The sequence below is a fragment of the Paenibacillus sp. FSL K6-1558 genome (genome assembly GCF_038002565.1).
GTDB classification, from domain to species: domain Bacteria; phylum Bacillota; class Bacilli; order Paenibacillales; family Paenibacillaceae; genus Paenibacillus; species Paenibacillus polysaccharolyticus.
In genome coordinates, this window is the sequence record NZ_JBBOCV010000001.1 from 3,615,371 (window position 1) to 3,637,474 (window position 22,104).

Genomic DNA, 22,104 nt, shown 5'->3' on the forward strand with positions numbered 1-22,104 from the left:
CTTAATCCACCTACTATCGCAACGTTCACAAGCCCACACTGCTACGGCTCATGCTTCTGATGTTAAATATACTAACATACGAGAGAAACATTAGAAATATTTAAAATTTGGGGATTGTGTCATTCCACTGTTAAACAACATAAAAAGGCTGGAAGTTTGACTTCAACAGCCTTTTTTATCCTTGTCTCCTACCTGCAGGTTTTCCGCTCAACGATTCTGGTCATACGTGAGTATTCCTTGGAGGTTAGGAGTTTAGCTATTCGATCCGAAACGAAACTCCGTAGCTACGGGTTATTCCGTTTCACTGTCAGGAATCTCGAAAGATACCGTGGTCCCCTCGCCCGGCTCACTTACAATGGTTAGTCCGCGGCCATAACGCTGGAGCAATCTACGGTTTGTGTTCGCGATCCCAATCCCGCCTTTACTGCTCCAGGAAGCTTCCTGTAATGCGGCGACTTGCTCAGGTTGCATGCCTTTGCCATTATCCTTGACCTCAATTCGGGTGTAACCCTCACACCGGTTAATGCTCAACCATATCGTTCCTCCGGCAGTACGGCTTAATAAACCATGTTTAACCGCATTCTCCACCAGAGGCTGAATGGATAGAGGAGGCAGACGCAGCGTGAGATTAGACTCCATGTCCAAGACAACAGACAGCCGGTCCTCAAATCGTGTTTTTTCGATAAACAGATACGCTTCGACGAGCTCCAACTCATGGGACAACCTCACTAATTCTCCAGTATTGAGGTAGTTAAAACTGATGCGAAGGTAAGATGAAAAAGCTTCTCCCAGCCTGCGCATATGATCCGTATCTATCTCGCTCAGCACCATCAGTGAATTCAGCGTATTAAACAAGAAATGAGGCTGAATCTGTGCCTGCAGATAGGCCGCTTCCATCCGCAGCCGCTCCTTGATAGACTTATTCAGCATCGTCAGTGCTCGTATCCGGTATTTAAGCTCCACGGCATCCACCGGTTTGGTAATATAATCATTGGCTCCAGACGCAAATCCGGTATAAATGTCTGGCGGCTGACTTCGAGCCGTGAGCAGCAGCACGGGAAGCTCTGACATGGAAAACTGCTCACGCACCTTCCGGGTCAGCTCATATCCCGACATGTAAGGCATCATTACATCCGTAATCAATAAATCCCACTGGCGTGTATTTAATAATTCCAGCGCTTCCTGCCCTGAACGAGCGGTTGTAATCAGACAAGGCTCATTAGAAAGAATACTGACCAGCACCTCAAGGTTAACCGGGTCATCATCAACAGCCAGAATGAATGACTTTCCTTCTGGCAAAAGAGGGGGCATTTCTTCTGCCGCTGCGGATTCGGCATGTTCTGAAGCAGTATGCTGTAACACAAAGCCGTTTAATGCTTCCTCCATCATCTTGGAGCTTTGCTCCCACACGGCAGGCAGTGGCTCAGCCAGCTGCGGTTGCGGATCTTCCTGCTCGGCTGGCTGAGCCAGCCGCAGATCAAAGCTGAAAATTGAGCCCGCCCCTGGCATGGAACTCACGGACAGTGATCCGCCATGCAGCTCAACAAGCTGTTTGCAGATATTTAATCCAAGCCCGATGCCCTGTCCGTCCCGTTCATCATAGGGACCCTGCTCATACGGAAGAAAAATTCGCGCTTGCGTTTCCTCGTCCATACCTGTACCTGTATCGGCAACATGAATTAGAGCATGGCTCTCAATAAGCTCGGCACTTACCGTAATCGTACCTCCCTCTGTATGTTTAAGGGCATTATGCAACAGGTTATACATAATCTGCACAAGTCGCTTCTCATCGGCCATGACCTGAGGGAAACCTTCTTTAATGTCCATTTGCAGCTGAACCGGCTTTCGTTCAACCATGTATCCCAGCATCGTCATGATGCCAGGCACAACAGATTGCACGGATACCGGAGAACACTGCAGTGTAATACGGTGCTCTTTAAGTCGTACAACATCCAGCAGGTCGCCAAGCAGATGAGACATTCGGCGCCCGATCGTAATAAGCAGCTCCATATCCTCTACACTGCGCGCTTCAAGCTTGCTTTTTTCCCGAATAACGACATTATGAGCAATGTTAATGATTCCGTGCAGCGGTGTTCGCAGCTCATGCGATGTGTTCGCGAGGAACTGGTCTTTGATCTTGTCACCTTTTTGCAGCTCCTTATTCAGCTCTATAATTTCGTGGGCATTTCTAAAATACTTTTTGAACCAATAGGCCGAAAATCCCGTAATCGCAAAAACGATATCCAGCGGATAATAAACGGTCATGTCGCCCCCGAACCTCCCCGCTGCACTCCATAACAGGTTCGATATAATACCTCCAGCAGTTAGAAGCAGGAAGACCGTATCCCGATCCAGTGATACTCTAAAGATCATCGTTGCTACAATTGAAAAGAACCAGAACGCTGAGATCATAGTGAACAGGTTAATCACATAGTAATGACTCATCGCATAAACAACGCTGATAGGCACGACCAGAATGACAGCAATATAAGCTAAAGTGACAGCTGCATAAATTTGAAGCCATTTTTTTCGGATATGAACGAGAGCCAGTCTCTGGAATAACAGCAGGATACAAGAATTTTGCAACATTACACAGATGACCCGCAGCTTGACTCCCCATGTATAGTTTATCGGTAGCCACAGCATCAAGAGGTTATCATGACCAGCCATAATAATGAAACCAACCGAAGATGTAAGAATAGCTGAAACCAGCAAGGCCCGCTCTTGCGGATTGAAAGCATACAAAATACAGGCGTACATTCCATGCAGCATCAGCACAAGAAAGATCGCCAGTTGAAAACCAATGGAACACCAGCGCGCATATTCTACAGCAGCTTCCGAGCCGAAACGGACAGGTTTGCTAATCCCACCCTTATAAGGGCTGTCATAATTGGCTACACGAACAAGCAGTTCAATGGATGTCGTACCTTCCTGATCATAGGTGGCTGTAAAAGCCGTGCCCCTGGGTACATAGCTCACTTCATTGTCCGTCACTCGTCCCATACGATAAGCGTTCTCTCCGTTAATCTCGACATCGGATGCACTGCGGATATCTTTGAACCAGAAGGTCACGGATGTCTGAAGTGGATCAGTCAAAATACGCAATCGATATGTCGCATATCCAAGTGAATTTCCCCCATCCGGTTTAAGCTCTTCCCTCCAGTCCCCTGGAACCCGAACAAGCTTTCCTTTGGCATTCTCCCCTTTGTTCATAAGCTGCTGACCCGTTAATAGTTCATGCGAGTACAGCTCCCACTCTCCGTTCAGATACATCACAGGAGACTGTTCCAGATCGCCCCCTCGCAAGTCAATGACGCCATTCACGGCGCGATGTTCATCCGTAATCGGAAATAACTGAAACCACACCCAACGCGTACCTAGCAATACAGCAAAAATAACCAACATTATCCATATGTAGTGATAACGCTTTACCCATCCTTTATCCTGTGCCTTCATCCCATCGTTTGCCCCGGCTCAGTTAAGCCCAGCTTCCAGTCACGATACCAATGACGAATCTCTTCACTAATTGGAATGCCCAAGTCCTGCTCCATTCTGCTCATTAAGAGCCGGTATTGCTCTTCTACACCAAGGTCATGATTTATCTCATCATATAGTTTCATGAGCATGAAGTAGCTTTCTTCTTCGTCAGGTAACATCTGCTGAATCTGCTGCATGTTCTCGACTACACGTTCGTTCTCATCCTGCTTGAGATAATAGAGATTGAGTTGTCTCATATGGTACAACCACAGGTAACGTAATCTCTCCCGCTCAGGTTCAGCCCAAATAAAGTCGTATTGTCCAAAATAGGTGCCCTTGTACCGATATAATGCCTGTTCATAAGCTTGAACCGTTCCGGGCTGCACTTCCCTCCATGCTTTCATCTCCTGCTCCCACTGCTCACTGTCCAGCTGAGCATCCCCCACTTCAAGCTTGTAGCCCGCTTCCAGATGCGCACTTTGAATTGTAATCATATCCATACCACAAGCCTTCAATGTCTGACGAACATGATACATCGTAGTATAGAGTTGATGCGCTGTCTTCTCTTCTTCCATTCCCGGCCACATCAGGTCCAGCAGCACACTGCGATAAATAACCCGGTTCCGATGATGTAGAAGGTAGGCAAACAACTCCTGAGCTTTGCTGGTACGCCACTTGGCGATCTGCGGCTCTTTGCCTGGCAGTTTAAAGCTTATTTGATTGAAGCAGCAGATCAAGGGAACTTCTGTATCCATCACTCGCTGTTCACATCTGACGGCAAGCTTCTCCCGCACACGTTGCAACGTCCGCTTGAGACGTTCCGTCTGCACGGGCTTCATCACATAATCCAATGCCTGAAGTTCAAAGGCATGAACTGCATATTGATCATAGCTGGTGACAAAAATAATCTCAGTACCGGGCACCGCGACCTGAATTCGCCGCCCCAAGTCCATTCCATCTATTTCTGGCATATGGATATCCAGAAATACCACATCCGGCCGATGCAGCACAACACCTGCCATCACCTCAGCCGGATTCATATAGCTGGCAGCAATCTGAATGCCGCTTACTTCTTTCTCTAATAACTTTTGCAGTCCGATCAACGCAAGACGTTCATCATCAACCAGAATGACCTTCACAGGAGCTTCCTCCTCGACCCAGAGGTCTTAATTTTTATTTATACTATTATATCATACGTGTTTTCCAAATCAGGTCCCTGTTTCCACTTTTTAATTTTCTGCAATTTAATTGTATAATGGACATAATGACAGGCCAGAGCCTGTTCTTATAGAGAGGAAGATCACACATGTCAGATGTAAATCAGAGTTTTGGACAAGCCCTTGTTAAATCCCTCGTAGGGGAGCGCGGACATATTCGCATAACCAAAGCACTGCCCGATATTGATGTGGAGCTGGCGGGACGTACGCATGAGGCTATGCCCTATACCATTTATCAATTGGTTAAACATATGCACTACTGGCAGAATTTCATGCTGGAGCATGTTGAGGGGCGCAAGCCGCAGATGCCAGCCAACGTAAGCGAGAGCTGGCCGGTAGAGACAGGCCCACAGGATGAAGCAACTTGGCAAGAGGATATTCAGGCATTCCTGGGCGGAATTGATCAAGCCGTATCCATCGCAGAAACCGCACAACTGAATGATCCGCTTCTCTTTTTCCCAGACGAAACCAAAGGTGGATTACTGCGCAATATCGCCTCACATAACTCTTATCATCTCGGCGAGATTGTGCTGCTTCGCCGTTTCTATGGCGCATGGCCGCCTCCAGGCGGCGGATTCCCGGCGTAGTAGTTTAAAAGTGCAGCGCAGATTTATGTGGAGCTATTCTTCATTACAAAAGAGAAGCCGCAAGGGTCAAGCCCTTGCGGCTTCTCTTCTATATAACATTATTGCATAAAAGGCATTAAACCTCCGGTCGCATTAAGCCTTGAATAAACGTCTCAAAGTTCGGTGCGAGGGGAATGATTTTACGCTGTTCTTTATCAACGTACACGACCTCCGGCTCACCATCATTGCCGAAAGAACGGTAGTCCAGCATGACAACTCCTGCTTCAGAAGGTGATTTGGCAATGACCACCCCAATCTCGGGATAACCATCACGTTCAATCACAGCCCAGCTTCCTTCTTCACCACACAGCGAATGGCGTTTCTCACGGCCAATACCTAATATCCCCTCAATCTCGACATGTCCGGTTTCTCCAGACTCTTCGTTTGTCACGGGGAAAAAGCGGTTATACGGAATGCCACCGTTATGTTCCTTCATCATCTCAATGTAAGAGGCAGGCAAGCGGAATACAAGTTGTTCTTCCACCGATTCAATCAAGCCATCGCTTGGCAGATCAGACACATACTGCTCCAGAGCCAATTCACTGTCATTCCAGAATTCACCGGATACGGGTACTGGATCATCATGGACTAAAGGTATAGAAGAGATCACCACCGGTTGCTCTTTGGCTGTTATTTTTTCCAACTCACCGTCTTCGTCATCTTCACCCGTTACGCCCTCGCCCTCGCCCTCGTCCGCGTCCTCATCCTCTTCTTCCTCATCGTCCCGGTTTCGAATCCATTCCAGAAACTCCAGCGTATCTTCATCCCCCGGTTCCAGTTCGTCGGATCGTTCAAAAGCTTGCTCTGCCTTGTCGTATTGTTCCAGATAGTAATAAGCCAGTCCAATCCGGTATTGCCAGAGCGGGTCATCTGCTCCCTCTTCGGCCACGGTCAGGAATTGCTCCACAGCTTCTTCATATCGTTCCAGATTGTTTAGGGCCCGGCCCAAGTGATTCACCAGCTCGTAGTCTCTCTCTTCTGCAGGAATCTCCTGCACTGCTTCTACAATTTTCTCGTACTCATCTTGCTCATGCCAAGTTTCCAGTTGCTCCAATAACTCTTCGTTCATCATCGTGCCTCCGTTCCTTCTTCTCATCATTATGTATTGAAAATTATACCACTATACGGAACCGCTTCTCCAGCGAAGAGGGAAACGGTCTACATCGCAATGGCATTTAACATTGAAAAGCCTAAAAAAGTAGCCCGACCCCATGTTATCCATTCAGTCAGGCTACTCAAGCTATTGCTTCCTTCGTTAATTCAGCAGTTCCACACAATCGTAAACCCAACCAGCACTTAACCAGTTACCTAGGTCGCTGGAGCCGCTGATCGGTGTAATGGTGATTGTATTGGCACCGTTAACAAAGTGTGATGCGGGAATATTCCAGCTAAAGGTGGTATTGTTGCCCCGGTACGTGCCGATGGTGAAACTACGAGAGTTCGGCTGAGCAGAAGGCGCTGGATTACTTAATGTGCGTCCATTAATAGTTACACTTGGTCGGCCATTATTGTAAGCAGCTGTGATACCGATATTCAGCACATGTGAGGAGGATGCCTGCGCTGCATTTAAGTTAAAATTCACCGTTGTAGGCGAGTTCTGACCCCGGAATTGAATAGCCGGAAAACGATTCGTTGCACTGCCCGGAGTATACGTTACCGGCCCCCAGCTTGGGTTGCGACTGTCCGAAGGATGACGAATCGGAATCGTCTGTCCGTTCAGGAATTCCCGCGGTGTCCCGTCCCAGTTCCCAATCCGCCAGATGCTGGAGGCTTTGCTCGGATCATTGTTGATGGTGCGGGTGTTCACCGTTGTCGTTTGTCCCGCATTCACGTTCACATTTTCCGTGTATACGGCAAGCTCACCTTTATACACCGTCATGGCATATGTTCCCGGAATCATGCCGTACTTGGTTGCAGACCCACTCGATGATGCATTTGCCCAATACTGAGCGTTGCTGTTCGCAAATCCAATTGTATAAGCATAACCTGCATCCATGCCAGAAAGTCCATTCAACACCACATTCCCTCGGCTGGTCACCCATCCTTGCAGATTTAATCCTGACATCCAGCTAAAATCAGGTGCCGCAGGAGTGCCACCAGTTGTAAAAATAAGGGCATACGGCCCATGCAGACCAAGACGCCAGTTCTCCGTCTGGGCATGTCCCGAGTTCATATAATTATAGACTTCCGTCTCAGAACCGCTCTGGAACTGAATATCACGGAAGAAAGGCCCGCCTGAGCTTTTCTCTCGGTTGCCGTAAGCCATGAATACACCAACTCCGTTGCCCGTTACCCCTCGAACAGACAGGTCTTTCGCCTGATCATTACCATAATATTTAGAAGCTGACTGTCCATTCGCGAATCCGAATACATCCTGACTTTCAATCGCCCCCGTATTACCCCGGTTGTTCGAGTTCACCGGCACACCGGACAGTACACTCCCATTGCCGCGGAAAATATAACGAAGCTCTCCAATAGACGGCTGTGCCGTAATATGGGTAGCCATATAGATAATATTCTCACCACCGCGCGAAGCATAATAATGAGTCAGCGTGTTGGTTGAAACGGTGATCAACACCGTTGAACCCGAGGGTGATTTATTCCACGTTACATTAGCGGAAGACCCCAAACCTGAACCAATGTGTGAGCCTCTATTGCTATTCAGCTCCGTTCCGTTCATCTTGGCCGAGATGATATCTCCATTTGTTTTGTTGACCACATACACAAGCCCGGACCCGGTATTCACCTCAATTCGGGAACCATTGTCTGTCACCTGGATGGTGGCTGCATGGCTCTTTGAAGCAGGAAAAGCAAAAACGGAAGCAACCATGGCGATGAACAGTAGCATACTCATTCCCTTTTTAATGAAACGTTGAGTCACGTCAATATCCCTCCTGTTTATCATCACATTATGAAGCGCTTACATTTTGATGTATGCTCAACCTCTACGGTGGATTGTGATGTGCCACATCGTTTGATGTGTACCTCATAGTTGCAATACTTCCGTATTAACCTCCTTTCCCAAAACACCTTTTGATACGATTTTCTTACAGTTACATTACCATAATACCATTATATTACATATCCATACAATGATAAGCTTCCCGTCCCTATGAATACTTCTTTTTCTTATTGGTATCCATTACAAGTTCGTATTGAGCAAAAATCCGTCTAATCCATATTTTACTACAAACTCGGATGACATAGATGTCTACAGCATCATTCACAACAAAAAAACCGAAACGGCTCGCATATGCGAACCGCCCCGGCAATCTTGATCGATCATAGTAGGATGAGATGGGATGAGATTTGAATTACAGACCTGCAATCAGTGATTTGATTGTGCTGTCGCTTTCCAGCGCACGGATGATGATCGTTACCGCTTCAGCGCGAGTTGATTTGCCGTTTGGCGCGAACTCGGAAGCTGTCAATCCATTAACCAGCTTCGCGGATGAAGCAAGTTCAATCGCTTCAGCAGCCCAGTTTCCGGCTTTTACATCACTGAATTTAGTCGGAGCATCCGTAGCCAGCGCATTCAGATCGAGAACACGGGCAATGATAGCAATCATCTCGGCACGAGTGATCGTTGCATTCGGCTTGAAGGAGCCATCTGTGTATCCACCGATTACACCCTTATCTGCGAGAGCCCCGATATATCCAGCAGCCCAGTTAGAACCTGCATCTTTGAAGCTATTTGCTGCTTTATTCTCACTAAGTCCAAAAGCACGTGCAATCATTGCTGTAAATTCAGCTCGTGTTACAGGAGCATTCGGCTTAAACGATCCGTTCTCATAACCGTTAACGACACGCAGTTTCAGGGCAATGTTAATATTTTCGTTAGCCCAGTGACTCGCGATATCACGAACGGCGAATTGTTGATTCTGGGTTGCCGCAATAGCATCGCTTACTGTTTTCAGCAAACTATCCGGGTTAACAACTCCAGACTTGAACGGACTTGTCGTTGTACCTGGATTAGGCTGTGTGCCCGTCGATGGCGTCGTTGTGCCTGGTACAGGTTGTGTTCCTGTCGATGGTGTCGTTGTACCTGGGCTAGGCTGTGTGCCTGTTGATGGTGCAGTCGAAGAACTGCCGCCACCATTTCCTGGTGTAGTTCCTGTGTTGGTTGTATCTGTGATCACTAAAGCAATACGATTGTTTTCATATACAACTTGTGTGCTGTATTTTGACGGTAGTCCTTGGACGTTAACGGAGGAGAATTGACCCGTTCTTTGGTTCGTGCCATGAGTAACTAGTGTGAACGTACCTGCACCCGGTACATAACCGTTACCAAAATTCACATCCAGCTCCCCAGCTGCTTGAATCGTACCTTTCACATCAAGTACATCTGAAGCTGTCGCTACATTCAGTTCCAACACCCCTGTTGATCCTTGAGTGAAGTTTCCATCAATGTTCCATTTTCCGTATACACTTTCGGTCACTGTACCGCTGTTGTTTGTAACGTTACCTGTACCAAATGCCGAAGGCGTGTCGCCTTCCAATGTACCTCCGTTGATCTCTGTACCACCGGAATACGTGTTGTTACCTCTTAATTTCAGGGTACCGCTGCCTTCTTTCGTCAATTTACCTGTACCGGAAATATCGTTTCTCCACACATCCTGTGCATTGAATCCGCCTTTAGCCGCATCCATTGTTACTTTCACGTCATGATTGAACGCGCCGTATCCATCTGCAGCAGCAAACAAGTTAAGACGTCCCCAGCCTTCTGGATCATCCAATACCGGATAACCGGAAGCAATAGCTGTTGTCGCCAGTACTGCACGACGTTGCTGGTCGGACAAGTAAGGCTGTCTTGTTTCAAGCAACACTTCTGCACCTTTAGGTACAGCAACAGGTTCGTTCGTTGAATCGATCTGCGGGAATCCATATGTTAAACGTTGAGTGTATTCTTCTTTATTCTTCTGATAATCCGTGAACCGATCTTCTGCTGTTCCATTTTGTTTCAACAGGATATCATGTGCCTGCTTGTACGCATCTTGTTTCAACTGTTGATTGTCTGGATCATTCAAAGCCGAAGCTGCAAATGCCGTCGCCAGTACACGTCCTCCCATAACATCAAGCGGTGAGTGCATGCCGGCTACAATCCGGTCATCTCCCATTTCAGATGCACGTGTCATTAATTCCTGAAATCGCTCAGGAACAGAATATGCCAGTGCGATTGCTGCAAGGTAGGAGGCATTGGTGTGACCGCTCGGGAATCCGCCATCTTTGGCTGGAGTGTCACTTTGTACTTTAACCAATGTAGGCACGATCACAGACTCATCTTTCCAACGGAAAGGTCGCTTATATTGGTAAAACATCTTTGCTTGTTGTGTTGATGCATAGTTCCCCCGCACTTTACCAATCAAATCTACCATACTACCAAGCTCAGAGTCGGAGTCTCCTCCTTTGTTGGAATCATTCGTATCTGTAAACTTCATTGCTAATGCTTCTTGTGGAATATACGTAATAGAAGTGACCGTTCCCGACATCTCACGATATACATCCGTTAAAGCACCCAGCCCTTCTACTGCTCCATACGTCTGGTTTCTTCGATCTGTATAATAAGCATCTTCTTCATCTTTTGCTGTGCGGGTTTCAGCACGATGTACAACATAATCAATATTGTGGTCCAATACCAATTTATTTTGCTCTATGCCATTGTCCCAAGACGTTCCCGGTGTCCATAGTTTAAGAAACTCCGAGAGAGTACCTATGGCTGGGTTGCCATTAATCGTCATGCCTGCACCCGTGTTATTTTTGTACGTGTCTACAAAATATCCCCACTCTGGTTGAGGTGGCAATGGAATGGTTGTCTCATCTGATGCAGCGAGCACGTTGCTTGCGGCAAAGGTATTGGATAAAAGAACGACTCCCATCGCTGCGGCGAACAATCTCTTCTTGTTGCGTTTGATCACTTTCGTTTTCAAATTTGTCGACTCCCATCGTTTAATAGTTGGTCTCGGTACGGTCTCAATGTAGCATTGGGGCCGCAAAACCAGCAATAAAACAATTTCGTCATTGTATCAATTTCGACGCAATATCATAAATCCTCAACATTTTACATCAAGTTAATATAAATCGTGAACCTTACTGAATTCGGGTAGTGTATAATTTGGGCCGGGAGGAATGTTTGATGAAAAAGTGGAGCTCTGCATGGGCGGGACTAGCCCTGTCTTATGGTTCAATCGTCATCGTTATTGTGCTGCTGATCTGCTCATTTTTCTATATCTATTTCTCACGCAGTTACAATGAAGAATTAAGAAATAAGAATCAGCTGATTCTTGAAAATACAGCACGTACTATTGAAGGAACCGTACTCAAGCGGGTGCAACAGATGTATGTTGACCTCTCTCTTAATAAATCAGCCAATATTCGTCTCTTTGCCGATCAGGAGGATCGAAATGGATTAAATCAGGTGGTAGACCTGCAAGAACTGCTCAAAGCCAAGGTTGCTGCCAATACCGATATTGTTCAAGGCATTCATCTCTATTATCCTGCACGTAATATTATGCTCTCCTCGCTCTATGGACTGCGCTATAAAGCAGATCAGAGCGAAGGGTCTGTGTATTATGCGGACTGGCTTCAGGAGATGCGCACCAGTAAACATAACAGCCTGTGGACGCCAGTACGTCATATTCCAAAGGACATTTTCTCCAGTCAGACAAGCGAGAATACCAATGGTTTGTTTACGTATGCGCACAGCTATCCTTTTCGCTCAACAGGAGAAACCAGTGATGTCATTATCGCCATAGATGTCAAAGAAGAAGCCGTGAATGCAATCATTGAGAATATGATGCCTTCCCAGTATCAACATACCGTAATCGTCAACGCTGCCGGGAATGCAGTGAGTCGATTGCAAGAACAAAGTGCCGGACAGTCTGATATGTACACCGCAAGTCTGAAGAAGACGCTTGAGCTAGGCCACGCCAAAGGTAGCTTCGACGAGAAGATTGGCGATGCACCATATGTGGTTTCCTATCAAACGTTACCATCGACTCAGTGGATGATCTACAGTGCTACGCCATCCAGCTACTACTATGAACAGTCCATCATGATCCAGAAACTTATTCTTGGGATCTGTCTCATTGCGCTGTTAATTGGGCTGATTTTATCCGCTGTGCTTGTACGCGCGAATTATAGTCCGATCAAACGACTGGTGAGCCGCATTAAGGATCTTTCTGGGACTACATCTCATCAGGTTACCAATGAATTTCGCATGATCGATAATGCCTTTCTTCATCTCAAAGAACAAGTGAATCATCTCGAAGAGACTGTACATGCGAACAGTGCGGCTGTAAGGCACAAAGCTGTGCTTAACCTTTTGCAAGGTAATCCGGAACACAGGCCATGGAAAGAGGAACGTGCTGCTCTCGGTATCGCAAGACAATACAAGGAATACTGCTGCATGCTGATGAATACCGGTTCAGCGATTGCTGAAAGTGGCTCATCGAAACAGCCTGAGACCATTGCCAAACTGATGCATGGGCTGGAATGTTTGTCCTTGCAAGATAGCCGTCTCATTGCAGAAGAACTGCCAGATAAGCGATTTGCCGTCATTCTATGTACGGATGTGGCTTCAGAAGCATTATTGGACAAGTTCGCCGAGCTGCTGCTCGCAGAGACACGTCAGCAGTTACAACCAGACATTCAACTGTCTACAGGCTGTTGGGTCCAGGATCTACGTGATATTCATCAGAGCTTCAACGAAGCGCAAGCTTTGATGAAATATGCTTATCTTTTGCCAGAGCTGCACATTCTGAAAGATCACTCCCTGCTTCAGCGTGAGCACAGCCTGGATGAAATTCCGCAGACTTTGCTTGCCAAGTTCAGAGACAAACTTCAGAGCAGGCAACTTGATGAGGCTGCAAGCACCATCGAACAAGTGGTTGAACTTATGCGGGAAGGAGAATTCCCTGCGGATTATTGCCATTTTATCCTGTCAAATATGGTGTTTATCTACTCAGATGCAGCCAAAAACGTTCGTTATAAGCACCCGTTGCAGTTCGGACACCCTGATCTGTATCACGAATATACAAATCTGCATGATATATTGGCATACCGCAACTGGCTGACAGCATCAATCACTACATTTATAGAAGAAACCGAGAATCGTAACAGTGATCGAGCCGTCTCCACCATCGAGCTGGCGAAGCAATATATTGAAGCCAATCTTTCGGATGACCTCTCACTTGAGGCTGTTGGAAGCAAAGTATTCCTTAGTCCCAAGTATCTGAGCAAGCTCTTTAAGGAAGAAATGGGTGTCACCTACACCGACTATGTAACATCAAGGCGGATGGAGCAGGCCAAGCTGTTGATTGAAAACAACAACATGACCATTGACCGGGTTGCAAGCTCGGTTGGTTACGGCACAACCGCCTATTTCATTAAACGTTTCAAAGAAATGTACGGATGTACACCGGGCAACTATGTACGCAATCTCTCTTCGGCAGCAATATCCGAGGCCGGATCATAAGGATGAGGAGGATGGATCGGATGAAGGTGAAGGAACAGCAGGCAGGAGCGAAAGTTCCTTATCGCTATCGAGTGTTTCTGACTACGGCACTGCTGACGTTGGCGGGCGTTATTCTTGGCGGCTGTAATCTGCTGACCGGACCCAGTGCTGTAGTCGAATCAGAACTGAACGGCACGCCATCCTCTCCTTCGGGCAAAGCCAAATATCACATCTCGTGGACGTTGCATCAGAATCTGCCCGTTCCGCAAGATGCCGAGATGTTGAAACAGGTGGAAGAGCAATTTGATGTAGATCTGGACATCTGGAATATGGAAAACAACAAATATGAGTCGCTTCTTGATATGAAGCTAGCTCAAGGTAACATTCCCGACCTCTTCCGTATCCGTCAGCCGCAGGATTTGTTGAAATATCAGCAGCAAGGGGTGCTTGCCGAGATTCCGGTAGAGACGTTGAAACAATATGCCCCAAATCTCATGCGTATTATCCATGAACAAGCACCGGCCTATGAACATGCAGGAGTTATAGACGGGAAGTATTACGGCATTCCTGTCATCAATCCAACGAACATCTACCGTACACCGGTGGTATATCGGCAGGATTGGCTGAACAAGCTGGGTTTGTCCGTTCCGCAGACGCTGGCGGAATTCGAGAAGGTTATCTATGCATTTACCTTTGATGATCCCGACGGCAACGGCATCCAGGACACGTATGGTTTATCTAGTGAAGGCATGAATGTGGTATTCGGAGCCTTCGGTCAGATTGTTTTTGCAGATCAACTATACTTCGGCACGAAGGATGGGAAGAAAGTTATTGGTGCGTTGCAGCCCGATATGAAGGAAGCACTGACCTACCTGCGGAAATGGTACAAGGACGGTGTAATCGATCCCGAGTTTGTCACTGGCGAGAATAAAGGCGGTTACAAACATCTGTCTCATGCGTTTATTAACGGTAAAATCGGGATGACCTCGATGGGTAACTACTACCACTGGATTCAGGATGGCGATTATGAGGATTGGCATGTTGAACGTGACGGTAAAGTGGTGAAAATTCCAGTCCAAGCAACCTTTAATGTAAAAGAATTAACGGCCAAGTTCCCTGAAGCTGGGGTCACATTAGGCCAACCCTTCATGGGACCTCACGGACAACGTGGCTCCAAAGGAAATGACATGTTAATGAGCTTCACTGCCATCGGAGCGGATGCGGTCAAAGAGCCTGGCAAGCTGGAGATGATCCTGCGTATTTTGGATGAGGTTAGTGCAAGCCCTGATCCAGATAAAGCAACAAGCATGACCTATGGCGTGCAAAATAAACACTGGGTCTGGACACCGGGCGAGCCGAAAAACATCGTCATTATGCCGCCATATGACACCATGTTCGGGTATCAGAATACGATTGGTGCCAATATCGGCATGACGGTTCCGCTGAAAGAGACGGGAGAACGGGAACAATGGGCTTCGACGTTACACCTCGATCAGAACGGCATTTATAATGCGCTGGAGGTCGCCACACCCGCACTGTCTAAATATAGCGATTCGTTGATCCGATTGAAGAACAAAGCCTATATCTCATTTATTACAGGTGAGCGACCACTCCGTGAATTCGATGAGTTTGTACAGGAGTTCATGTCTGCAGGCGGTGCAGAAGTGGTGAAAGAAGCGAATGCGTGGAAGCAGTAGGGGAATGAGGAGGAAGTTTCTCGCAGGCGTGCCGGGGCAGCTTGTGAAGGGAAAGTGACGCAGCAGGATTGAAAGGTGAAAAAATCCATATCAGTGAGGTTTAAGACACAACCAAGGCAACACGCTCAACTCTAACGATCACCAGTGACCTTATTAGGCTGATTTTCACACATTTAGAAATCTAACGATCTCCAGCGACGCTATTTCGGCCAAAATGCATTAAAGACGATGATTTTCCACTGAAAAAACGCAAATAGCGTCATCTGTGATCGTTAGCCGCTGTCCAAAGCTTCGGGGACTGGATCTTAGCTAACTTATGCATCTCTAGATCAGCTGATGGAGAAGAAGCAATAGAATACACAACATCACCGTCAGAATTGCAAAACAAACTCCAGCCCACATAACATATCCTTTGGGTGCCTGAGGATTAATCACTTTACACATAAAGTAAATAAAGAAATAGCTAACCAACGCAAACAACACCAAAATGACAGGGGTAATAGTCATACTTCACGCCCCTCCTTCTTGGCCACCGTCAAATATGCCCAATCTTCTCCACGCTTAATCGGACAGTTTACATCTTCTTGAAACTTGATGAAGGCCTCTTCATAATGCTGTTTCTGCACTTCACTTAGACTCGCAACGTATCGCTGCCTCGCCTGTTCAAATTGCGCATCTGTCCCATAGCGATAGTAAAAATAAGGGCTGAATATCTTGTCTTTTAACTTTGCATCGTTCTTATATTCCTCATGTTCTTTATGTTCCTTATATTTTGCCCCTATCACACCTTGAGGATCAGATATAAGCTGCTCGATTAATGGAATCTCGTGTTGTGTAATGTACTCCATCATCGATAAGAGGCTGCCCTCGAATGCCTCTTTCCCCAATAATTCATACCACTTTATCTCCGAATGCTCATAGTAACTTTCCGGCAGTCCTGTGTAGGACTTATGCTTGATATGCGTAACTTTACAGTGCAGCATAACTTCTATGCTCGTTCCTGCTGTATTATGTCTATTGGCCTGCAAATAGATGGATATCAACAATTCCTTCGTTCTCATCTCCAGGGCTTTGCGGGATTTGACAATCTTGAAGCCAGCGAGTGGCAACAAGCTCTGCAATGATTTTAATGTGAACTCGATCAACTCAGTGGAAGATGACTGCTCGTTAAATGCATACTGGTCGAGAATGGCATCCAGGCTTTTATTGTGACTTGTATTATTATTCATGTAGACTAGATCACTCCTTTGAGCATTTCTTTGAAAAAGAAAGCAACAACCCCTTATAGTCACGCCAAGGTTACTATAAAATGGAACTCATCGTCAAATGAAGTCATGTTAACATGACTCTCCCATTGATATGTTCCTGCATAGCTTCTGAACCAGCCTAAAAAAGAGCAGCCTTATGACTGCTCCTTCTTCACCAGTTGTGCTAATTGTGCTTGCACATACATACTCATGGACTTCCAACACAACACAGTACCTCACATTACCCAATCCACTCCAAATCATGCCGTCCTTGTACAGATCAAGCCAGATATTCCGCCATAATCTGCTCGATATCATACGGTGTCACACCTTCATCGACCGCATAGATGGTATCGGCCTGCTCCTTCGTATCCACCAGTTCACCTCTCGCCTTGGCATGCATCATGAACAAGTCATACAGGTGAGGTTTGCGTAATGAAGTCATTGCTTTCCCCATCAGCACGATGCCTCCCCGATTGCCTTCCACATTGTTGTAATAGTCCGGGTACCTTGTCAGCGCCAGATCCGTCCAGATGATCATACGATCAACCAGATCCAGAATGACGGGAATTGCGATCTGCGTATCAGCCGTAATATCAATCTTGTTCTCCACCGTGGATGGTTCATAGATTTCGCCCGAGCCGGGTTTCTTACGCATCATCCAGCCTGCAAAACATTCCGGCAAGTTGCAGTACGGATGACTGGTGAAGGAGTGAAGTGTGGTCACCACATACCTTCCGCCATAATTCACAATCGAAGGGATATGCAGATCAATAAACTCACTCGCCCCATAAGGTGCAGTCACAATATCGCCGCTGTGGACAGCCTTATATTTAACAGACTTCAGATTCGTATATGAAATATGTTCAACATAGTTCCAGTTCTTGTCATACATGATCGCAGACAGGTCAATATCCACACGCCCTGTAGGTGTACCATCGACCTCGCCTTCTTTCCACCAGCTGAAGAAACGAATTGTGTCGCCCTCCCCCATCGGGATACGGCTTCCTCTCACAATCGTTCGTAAGGCTTTGCTCGCGGAACGCTGTGAAAAAGGCACCAGATAATGCTGCAACTGCTCATCGACATACGTCTTCCCGAGCGAAGGGAATTCAGCGAATCGTGTAATCAGGGCCTGCTCGCATAATTGCACCACTTCCTGACAAACAGCTTCGTCAAGCTCCGGTAGCTCATTCGGGATACCAACCGCCTTGGCGACATTGCCTTTCGGAAAAAACACCCGCATTTTTGACGCTTCATTCCGCTGTGCGAAATGCTGCCTCACCTGCAATAACACCGGCGTGGACACCTGCCCCGCTACCTCTCCAAAAGCAAGCAGCACATATTCTTCATTGTCTGTAATGCGCAGCATATGATCCAGCTTCCGTGCAAATTCACCCGGACGCTGGGACAACAGGTCAATCAGGCTCCAAATATTCCGATACTGGAATGCCAGTTCAATGCTACCGTTAAAGGTTGTAAACGGCTTGTTATTTCGCAGGATATCGAAGGCCTCCTGGCTCCGCGGATACCGTAGCTTGTATTCGGATGGGTGCAAAATCTCCCCCAGACGAATCCAGCGATCCTTGTAGCGCAGCATATCCTCCGTGATGGAGCCGCATTGCTCCAGTAAACTGAGGAGCAGGCGGCGCTCACGGCGTTTGAATTTACGAAAAGGCGTGGCTGTTGCCAGACTGACGTCCCCCTCCGACCAGGATACTGCCAGTCGGAGCACATCGCTTGCCGTTTTAAAATAATTCCCGATACGTTCCATGCTTGCCAATTCATATTTCAATAGCACCGCAACAACGAACCCTACATTCTCCTTAAACGGAATCTCCTCAGGCAGCATGGTCTCAACATCACTCGGATCGGCATGTTTCAACGCTTGTTTGATATCTTTTTTGTCCGTATCCGAGATGGAGCCATTCGCTTCGATTACCTGACGGATCAGCTTCTGGAACGCTTGCTTGCTCCCCAGATCAATGATTCTCAGCTTCGTTTGCTCCAGGAAAGGAGACCGCGCGCCAGCAGCCATATCTGAAGGCTCAAAATCACCCAGTGTATGATGTGTCAGGTAATAAAAAACAGCATTCAAGTAAAGCTCCGCTTCGTCTGCTTCCATCACCTGCTCCGGGAATCCCGCATACATCGGTTTGTACTTCACATGGGCACCGACCATCACTTTCAGGTCTCTAACAAGTTGCTCTGCCAATGCTGAAAATTGTTCTTCGGACAGCGTTCGCAATGCCTGCATCAGCTCATTGGAGAAGGTAAACCCAAGAGATTCTATATTTTTGAGTACAGTCGCCAGAAGATTTTTGGGCAATCGATGCACCCTCTGTTGGTCAGGCTCGATCATTAATTTGCCGGCTCTGCGCACATAGATACTGTTCATTTTTATATTGCTGTAATTTACATCTTTATTGTTCATGATCAAAGAGTCCAGGAAAGCCATATCCCTAATTAACATTTGGTGGTTAGCTTGAGAAGGAAGGAATATGATAGCCTGGACGCCTCCTCTCTGATTCGAAATCTTCAGGAGAGCGGCGACCCTAGTAATCTCCAATGATGTAGAAGGAAGGACCGCCATAGCCTGAAGGCCAAGAGTTCGAGGTTCCGAAGTTCGTCACCCGAACCTTTGGTGAACTCATCATCTCAGATTTTGGCATCCATGAGCAGGGCAAAAGTATTACGACATGAATTTATACAGAGGGAGTGCTCGAACGGGTGTCGAATAGGATGCAAAGAATAGAAACCAGAGAGTACAATGAAGAGCGAGGCAGAAGTACAGGAATCCAACGTATTTATGAAATGAGGTTACCCGAAAATGAGACTCCACACTTTATATAATGATTATATTCGTCATAAATTCCATCTCCCCCCGGAACCCACACACGGAGATATGATAATGGCATTTGGTCAATATGAGGATGACAGTGCAGCGTTATTCTTTAATGATCACCCCGAGGAAACCTTCTCAGGCTGGATCGTCCGATTACGTCCTAAAGACCCCTACTATGGATCAAAGCCAGACTGGAAGCCCGTATTAGCTGAGACGTTTGAGCAACTGAATGTTTACGATGAGATGATTCTGTACTACCTGCTGTTCACGATCAATAGCACACTATCCATCAACATACACAACACCTACAGCGAGATGAATGATGTGATGAAAAAATATAGCTTCCTCCAGCTGTCCCATCTGCATGACATAACTTGTTTAAACGCTTCACAGAAGCAGTCGCTACGCGACTTTTTCTTCTTTATCTATCTCTACGCCCATCCGGTGAATGATGAGACTTTATACGCCTGTACATTTGACCAACAACGTTTGATTCATACCAATACGGGCATTCCACTCGAGGATTATTTCGTTGCTTATTATAATCACTACACCACACATCGCGACGAGCACGCGGAACATATCGTGATCTCAGCAGACGAGATTCAAGCCTGCAAAGCGTTAACTCTGGAGCTGTTACAGGTCATTGAGGGACGTTCCCCCAAGTTAATCATACCTTCTATTAAAAGTTTGGAGCCCGCCATTCAACTCATTAACGATGTCGATGGAATGCTCAAGCTATACAAGGATGATCCTGCGGCGTTTTGCCAGATCATTAGAGATTTGCTCGCTGATGTCATGATGGATGTGACGTGTGAGACAAACGCTAGTGCTGATTCGGATTCCGATACCACTGCCAATACAGATACACTGGAAGTTGCCGCTGAGGGTGCTTCGGTGAACTCCAGATCATATCGTGATTACTGTTTTACCGTGTTGCTTCAAAATTACGCTTCATATATCCTGTTCTTTGATTTTAACGAAATTCAAGTACTTATAGATGCTTTCCAGGATACCCCCATGGAATGCCGTTTCATCATCAGCAAAATGTTCACAGACACCATTTTTCTCAATAAAATCATACGCCAGCAAGAGATTGATCTGAACGAGTATCCCGAGGTGACCCGATTTTTTAATGAACAGGCTACGGAGTGGTTTCTGTAGTACCCCTGCAACGAGTAACAATGAGTAACAAGTACTCTTGGCAGTGTCGTTGGGATAAAAAACAGCCTCATTCATGAGGCTGTCACAAGGTACAACACGTTGATTTTTTCCATACGCCAAATATCCCAGTGAGCAGATGCTCATATATTCCTGGTTTTCCATTCCCGATACCATGATTCCACTTCGGGGCCAGGGTCTACTCCTGCCTCTTGCTGTAATGCTGCTGCCAATTGATGATACTGAGCAACCACCGGCTCTTTATTGCCTAACCGATCATACAACTTCATTAAAGAAAGGCTGACCTCCTCCATCATCGGATCAAATTGCTGCATCTGGTGGTACAACATCAGGGCTTCATTAGGGTGTCCCGATTCAATGTAGTATTGCGCAAGCTTCAGCGCATGATTCTGCCAGAGCGCATGTAATCGCTGACGTTCCAGTTCCGCCCATGCGTAATCACCCTCACCGAAATACTTGCCTTCATATTGATCCGAAACATACCGATGCTCGGCAAGTGTAGACGGCGATAATGAAGGCAATCGGTTAAGACGGCTCTCCCACTCTTCCGCATCAATCCGGAGTTCGCCAGTTTCCAATATATAACCAAATTGTTGATAGCGTACCGAAATCCGGTCCTCACCCATGAATTCGTTCAGCATACCACGTAAGCGATGAATGCCACTGTGCAGGTTCGTTATACCTCTCCTCTCATCGAGCTCCGGCCATAACAGCTCAAGCAGGGTGTCACGCTTGATCGGTTTATTGCGATGATGAAGCAAATACGCGAATAGTTCTCTGATTTTGGTCGTTCTAAACTTCAGATGTTTGGGCGCCTCATTCGGATGCAACTGCACCTGAAGCATTCCCAAGCAACGGATTAACGTTCCTCGCTCTGCTGCGTCTTCGATCACGTCCATTGGTGCCGGTACAGCCCTGCGCTGATACATCTTCATCGTTTTATCCAAACGATTCCGTGTGACGGGTTTCATAATATAGTCCAGCACTTCAAGACCATAAGCCGTTAGTGCATGTTCGTTATAGGCTGTTGTGAAAATAACTTCTGTTCTTGGAGATACCTCATGAATTCGTTCAGTTGCTTCGATTCCATTCATCCCCGGCATCTCAATATCCATGAAAACGAGGTCAGGCAAATGTTGCTTAATTTGCTCTATCGCTTCTTCTGCCTTCAAAAAAGAACCGATGACCTCGCAATCCTCTCTCTCAACTAACAATTTATTCAACCTGCTCAGAGCGAGATTTTCATCATCTACCAAAATCACTCTCATATGCACAGCCCTCCGACTCACTTGATGATCCTTTAATCTATAATTTTACCATAAACTTTGGATTGCGAACGCTATCAATTTGGTAATACGTCT

13 protein-coding genes are annotated in these 22,104 nt (G+C 46.7%); 4 read left to right on the plus strand and 9 right to left on the minus strand.

The features are described 5' to 3' along the window. Positions 1-291: 291 nt before the first annotated feature. Positions 292-3,273, minus strand: coding sequence for an ATP-binding response regulator (locus tag MHI38_RS15595; RefSeq protein WP_445260125.1), 2,982 nt, complete (start codon positions 3,271-3,273; stop codon positions 292-294). Between the two features lie 179 nt (positions 3,274-3,452). After that, positions 3,453-4,616, minus strand: coding sequence for a response regulator (locus MHI38_RS15600; protein WP_154889825.1), 1,164 nt, complete (start codon positions 4,614-4,616; stop codon positions 3,453-3,455). A gap of 167 nt (positions 4,617-4,783) precedes the next feature. Here MHI38_RS15600 and MHI38_RS15605 point away from each other — a divergent pair, with 167 nt between their 5' ends. After that, positions 4,784-5,281 carry a DinB family protein gene (locus tag MHI38_RS15605; protein WP_339834064.1) on the plus strand — a complete coding sequence of 166 codons (498 nt, stop codon included), beginning with the start codon at positions 4,784-4,786 and terminating at the stop codon, positions 5,279-5,281. Between the two features lie 115 nt (positions 5,282-5,396). On the opposite strand, the gene MHI38_RS15610 is transcribed toward MHI38_RS15605, so the two are convergent. From MHI38_RS15610 to MHI38_RS15620, 3 genes are all read right to left on the minus strand, one after another. Next, entirely contained in the window at positions 5,397-6,389 is a 993-nt protein-coding gene (locus MHI38_RS15610) for an SMI1/KNR4 family protein (protein WP_339839753.1), read from the minus strand. A gap of 186 nt (positions 6,390-6,575) precedes the next feature. Beyond that, complete coding sequence (locus MHI38_RS15615) at positions 6,576-8,201, minus strand: rhamnogalacturonan lyase B N-terminal domain-containing protein (protein WP_339834067.1); 1,626 nt, start codon at positions 8,199-8,201, stop codon at positions 6,576-6,578. A gap of 433 nt (positions 8,202-8,634) precedes the next feature. Further along, positions 8,635-11,232, minus strand: coding sequence for an S-layer homology domain-containing protein (locus tag MHI38_RS15620; RefSeq protein ID WP_445667233.1), 2,598 nt, complete (start codon positions 11,230-11,232; stop codon positions 8,635-8,637). 221 nt (positions 11,233-11,453) lie between these two features. Between MHI38_RS15620 and MHI38_RS15625 the strand changes: the two genes are divergently transcribed. Further along, positions 11,454-13,793, plus strand: a complete 2,340-nt coding sequence (locus tag MHI38_RS15625) for an AraC family transcriptional regulator (RefSeq protein WP_341181404.1) — start codon at positions 11,454-11,456, stop codon at positions 13,791-13,793. Positions 13,794-13,813: 20 nt separating this feature from the next. After that, on the plus strand, positions 13,814-15,469 hold the full coding sequence (locus MHI38_RS15630) for an extracellular solute-binding protein (RefSeq protein WP_341181405.1): 1,656 nt from the start codon (positions 13,814-13,816) through the stop codon (positions 15,467-15,469). A 324-nt stretch (positions 15,470-15,793) separates the two neighbouring features. On the opposite strand, the gene MHI38_RS15635 is transcribed toward MHI38_RS15630, so the two are convergent. From MHI38_RS15635 to MHI38_RS15645, 3 genes are all read right to left on the minus strand, one after another. Next, entirely contained in the window at positions 15,794-15,976 is a 183-nt protein-coding gene (locus MHI38_RS15635; RefSeq protein WP_339834082.1) for a hypothetical protein, read from the minus strand. After that, positions 15,973-16,698 (minus strand): hypothetical protein, encoded by a 726-nt coding sequence (locus MHI38_RS15640; RefSeq protein ID WP_339834085.1) that lies wholly within the window; start codon positions 16,696-16,698, stop codon positions 15,973-15,975. The genes MHI38_RS15635 and MHI38_RS15640 overlap by 4 nt, the downstream gene beginning before the upstream one ends. Before the next feature lie 298 nt (positions 16,699-16,996). Continuing rightward, a complete protein-coding gene (locus MHI38_RS15645; protein ID WP_341181406.1) occupies positions 16,997-19,150 on the minus strand; it encodes a TerD family protein in 2,154 nt (717 codons plus the stop codon). 477 nt (positions 19,151-19,627) lie between these two features. Between MHI38_RS15645 and MHI38_RS15650 the strand changes: the two genes are divergently transcribed. Next, positions 19,628-20,725, plus strand: a complete 1,098-nt coding sequence (locus tag MHI38_RS15650) for a hypothetical protein (RefSeq protein WP_341181407.1) — start codon at positions 19,628-19,630, stop codon at positions 20,723-20,725. A 140-nt stretch (positions 20,726-20,865) separates the two neighbouring features. On the opposite strand, the gene MHI38_RS15655 is transcribed toward MHI38_RS15650, so the two are convergent. Beyond that, positions 20,866-22,011, minus strand: a complete 1,146-nt coding sequence (locus tag MHI38_RS15655) for a response regulator (protein WP_154985706.1) — start codon at positions 22,009-22,011, stop codon at positions 20,866-20,868. Positions 22,012-22,104 lie beyond the last annotated feature (93 nt).

What these genes read in the sequence shown, in the direction of transcription:
- MHI38_RS15595 (WP_445260125.1), bottom strand. Translation starts at nt 3,273, where the DNA reads ATGTATCTGAACGGAGAGTGGGAGCTGTACTCGCATGAACTATTAACG.
- MHI38_RS15605 (WP_339834064.1), top strand. Translation starts at nt 4,784, where the DNA reads ATGTCAGATGTAAATCAGAGTTTTGGACAAGCCCTTGTTAAATCCCTC.
- MHI38_RS15610 (WP_339839753.1), bottom strand. Translation starts at nt 6,389, where the DNA reads ATGAACGAAGAGTTATTGGAGCAACTGGAAACTTGGCATGAGCAAGAT.
- MHI38_RS15625 (WP_341181404.1), top strand. Translation starts at nt 11,454, where the DNA reads ATGAAAAAGTGGAGCTCTGCATGGGCGGGACTAGCCCTGTCTTATGGT.
- MHI38_RS15630 (WP_341181405.1), top strand. Translation starts at nt 13,814, where the DNA reads ATGAAGGTGAAGGAACAGCAGGCAGGAGCGAAAGTTCCTTATCGCTAT.
- MHI38_RS15635 (WP_339834082.1), bottom strand. Translation starts at nt 15,976, where the DNA reads ATGACTATTACCCCTGTCATTTTGGTGTTGTTTGCGTTGGTTAGCTAT.
- MHI38_RS15640 (WP_339834085.1), bottom strand. Translation starts at nt 16,698, where the DNA reads ATGAATAATAATACAAGTCACAATAAAAGCCTGGATGCCATTCTCGAC.
- MHI38_RS15645 (WP_341181406.1), bottom strand. Translation starts at nt 19,150, where the DNA reads ATGAACAATAAAGATGTAAATTACAGCAATATAAAAATGAACAGTATC.
- MHI38_RS15650 (WP_341181407.1), top strand. Translation starts at nt 19,628, where the DNA reads ATGGCATTTGGTCAATATGAGGATGACAGTGCAGCGTTATTCTTTAAT.
- MHI38_RS15655 (WP_154985706.1), bottom strand. Translation starts at nt 22,011, where the DNA reads ATGAGAGTGATTTTGGTAGATGATGAAAATCTCGCTCTGAGCAGGTTG.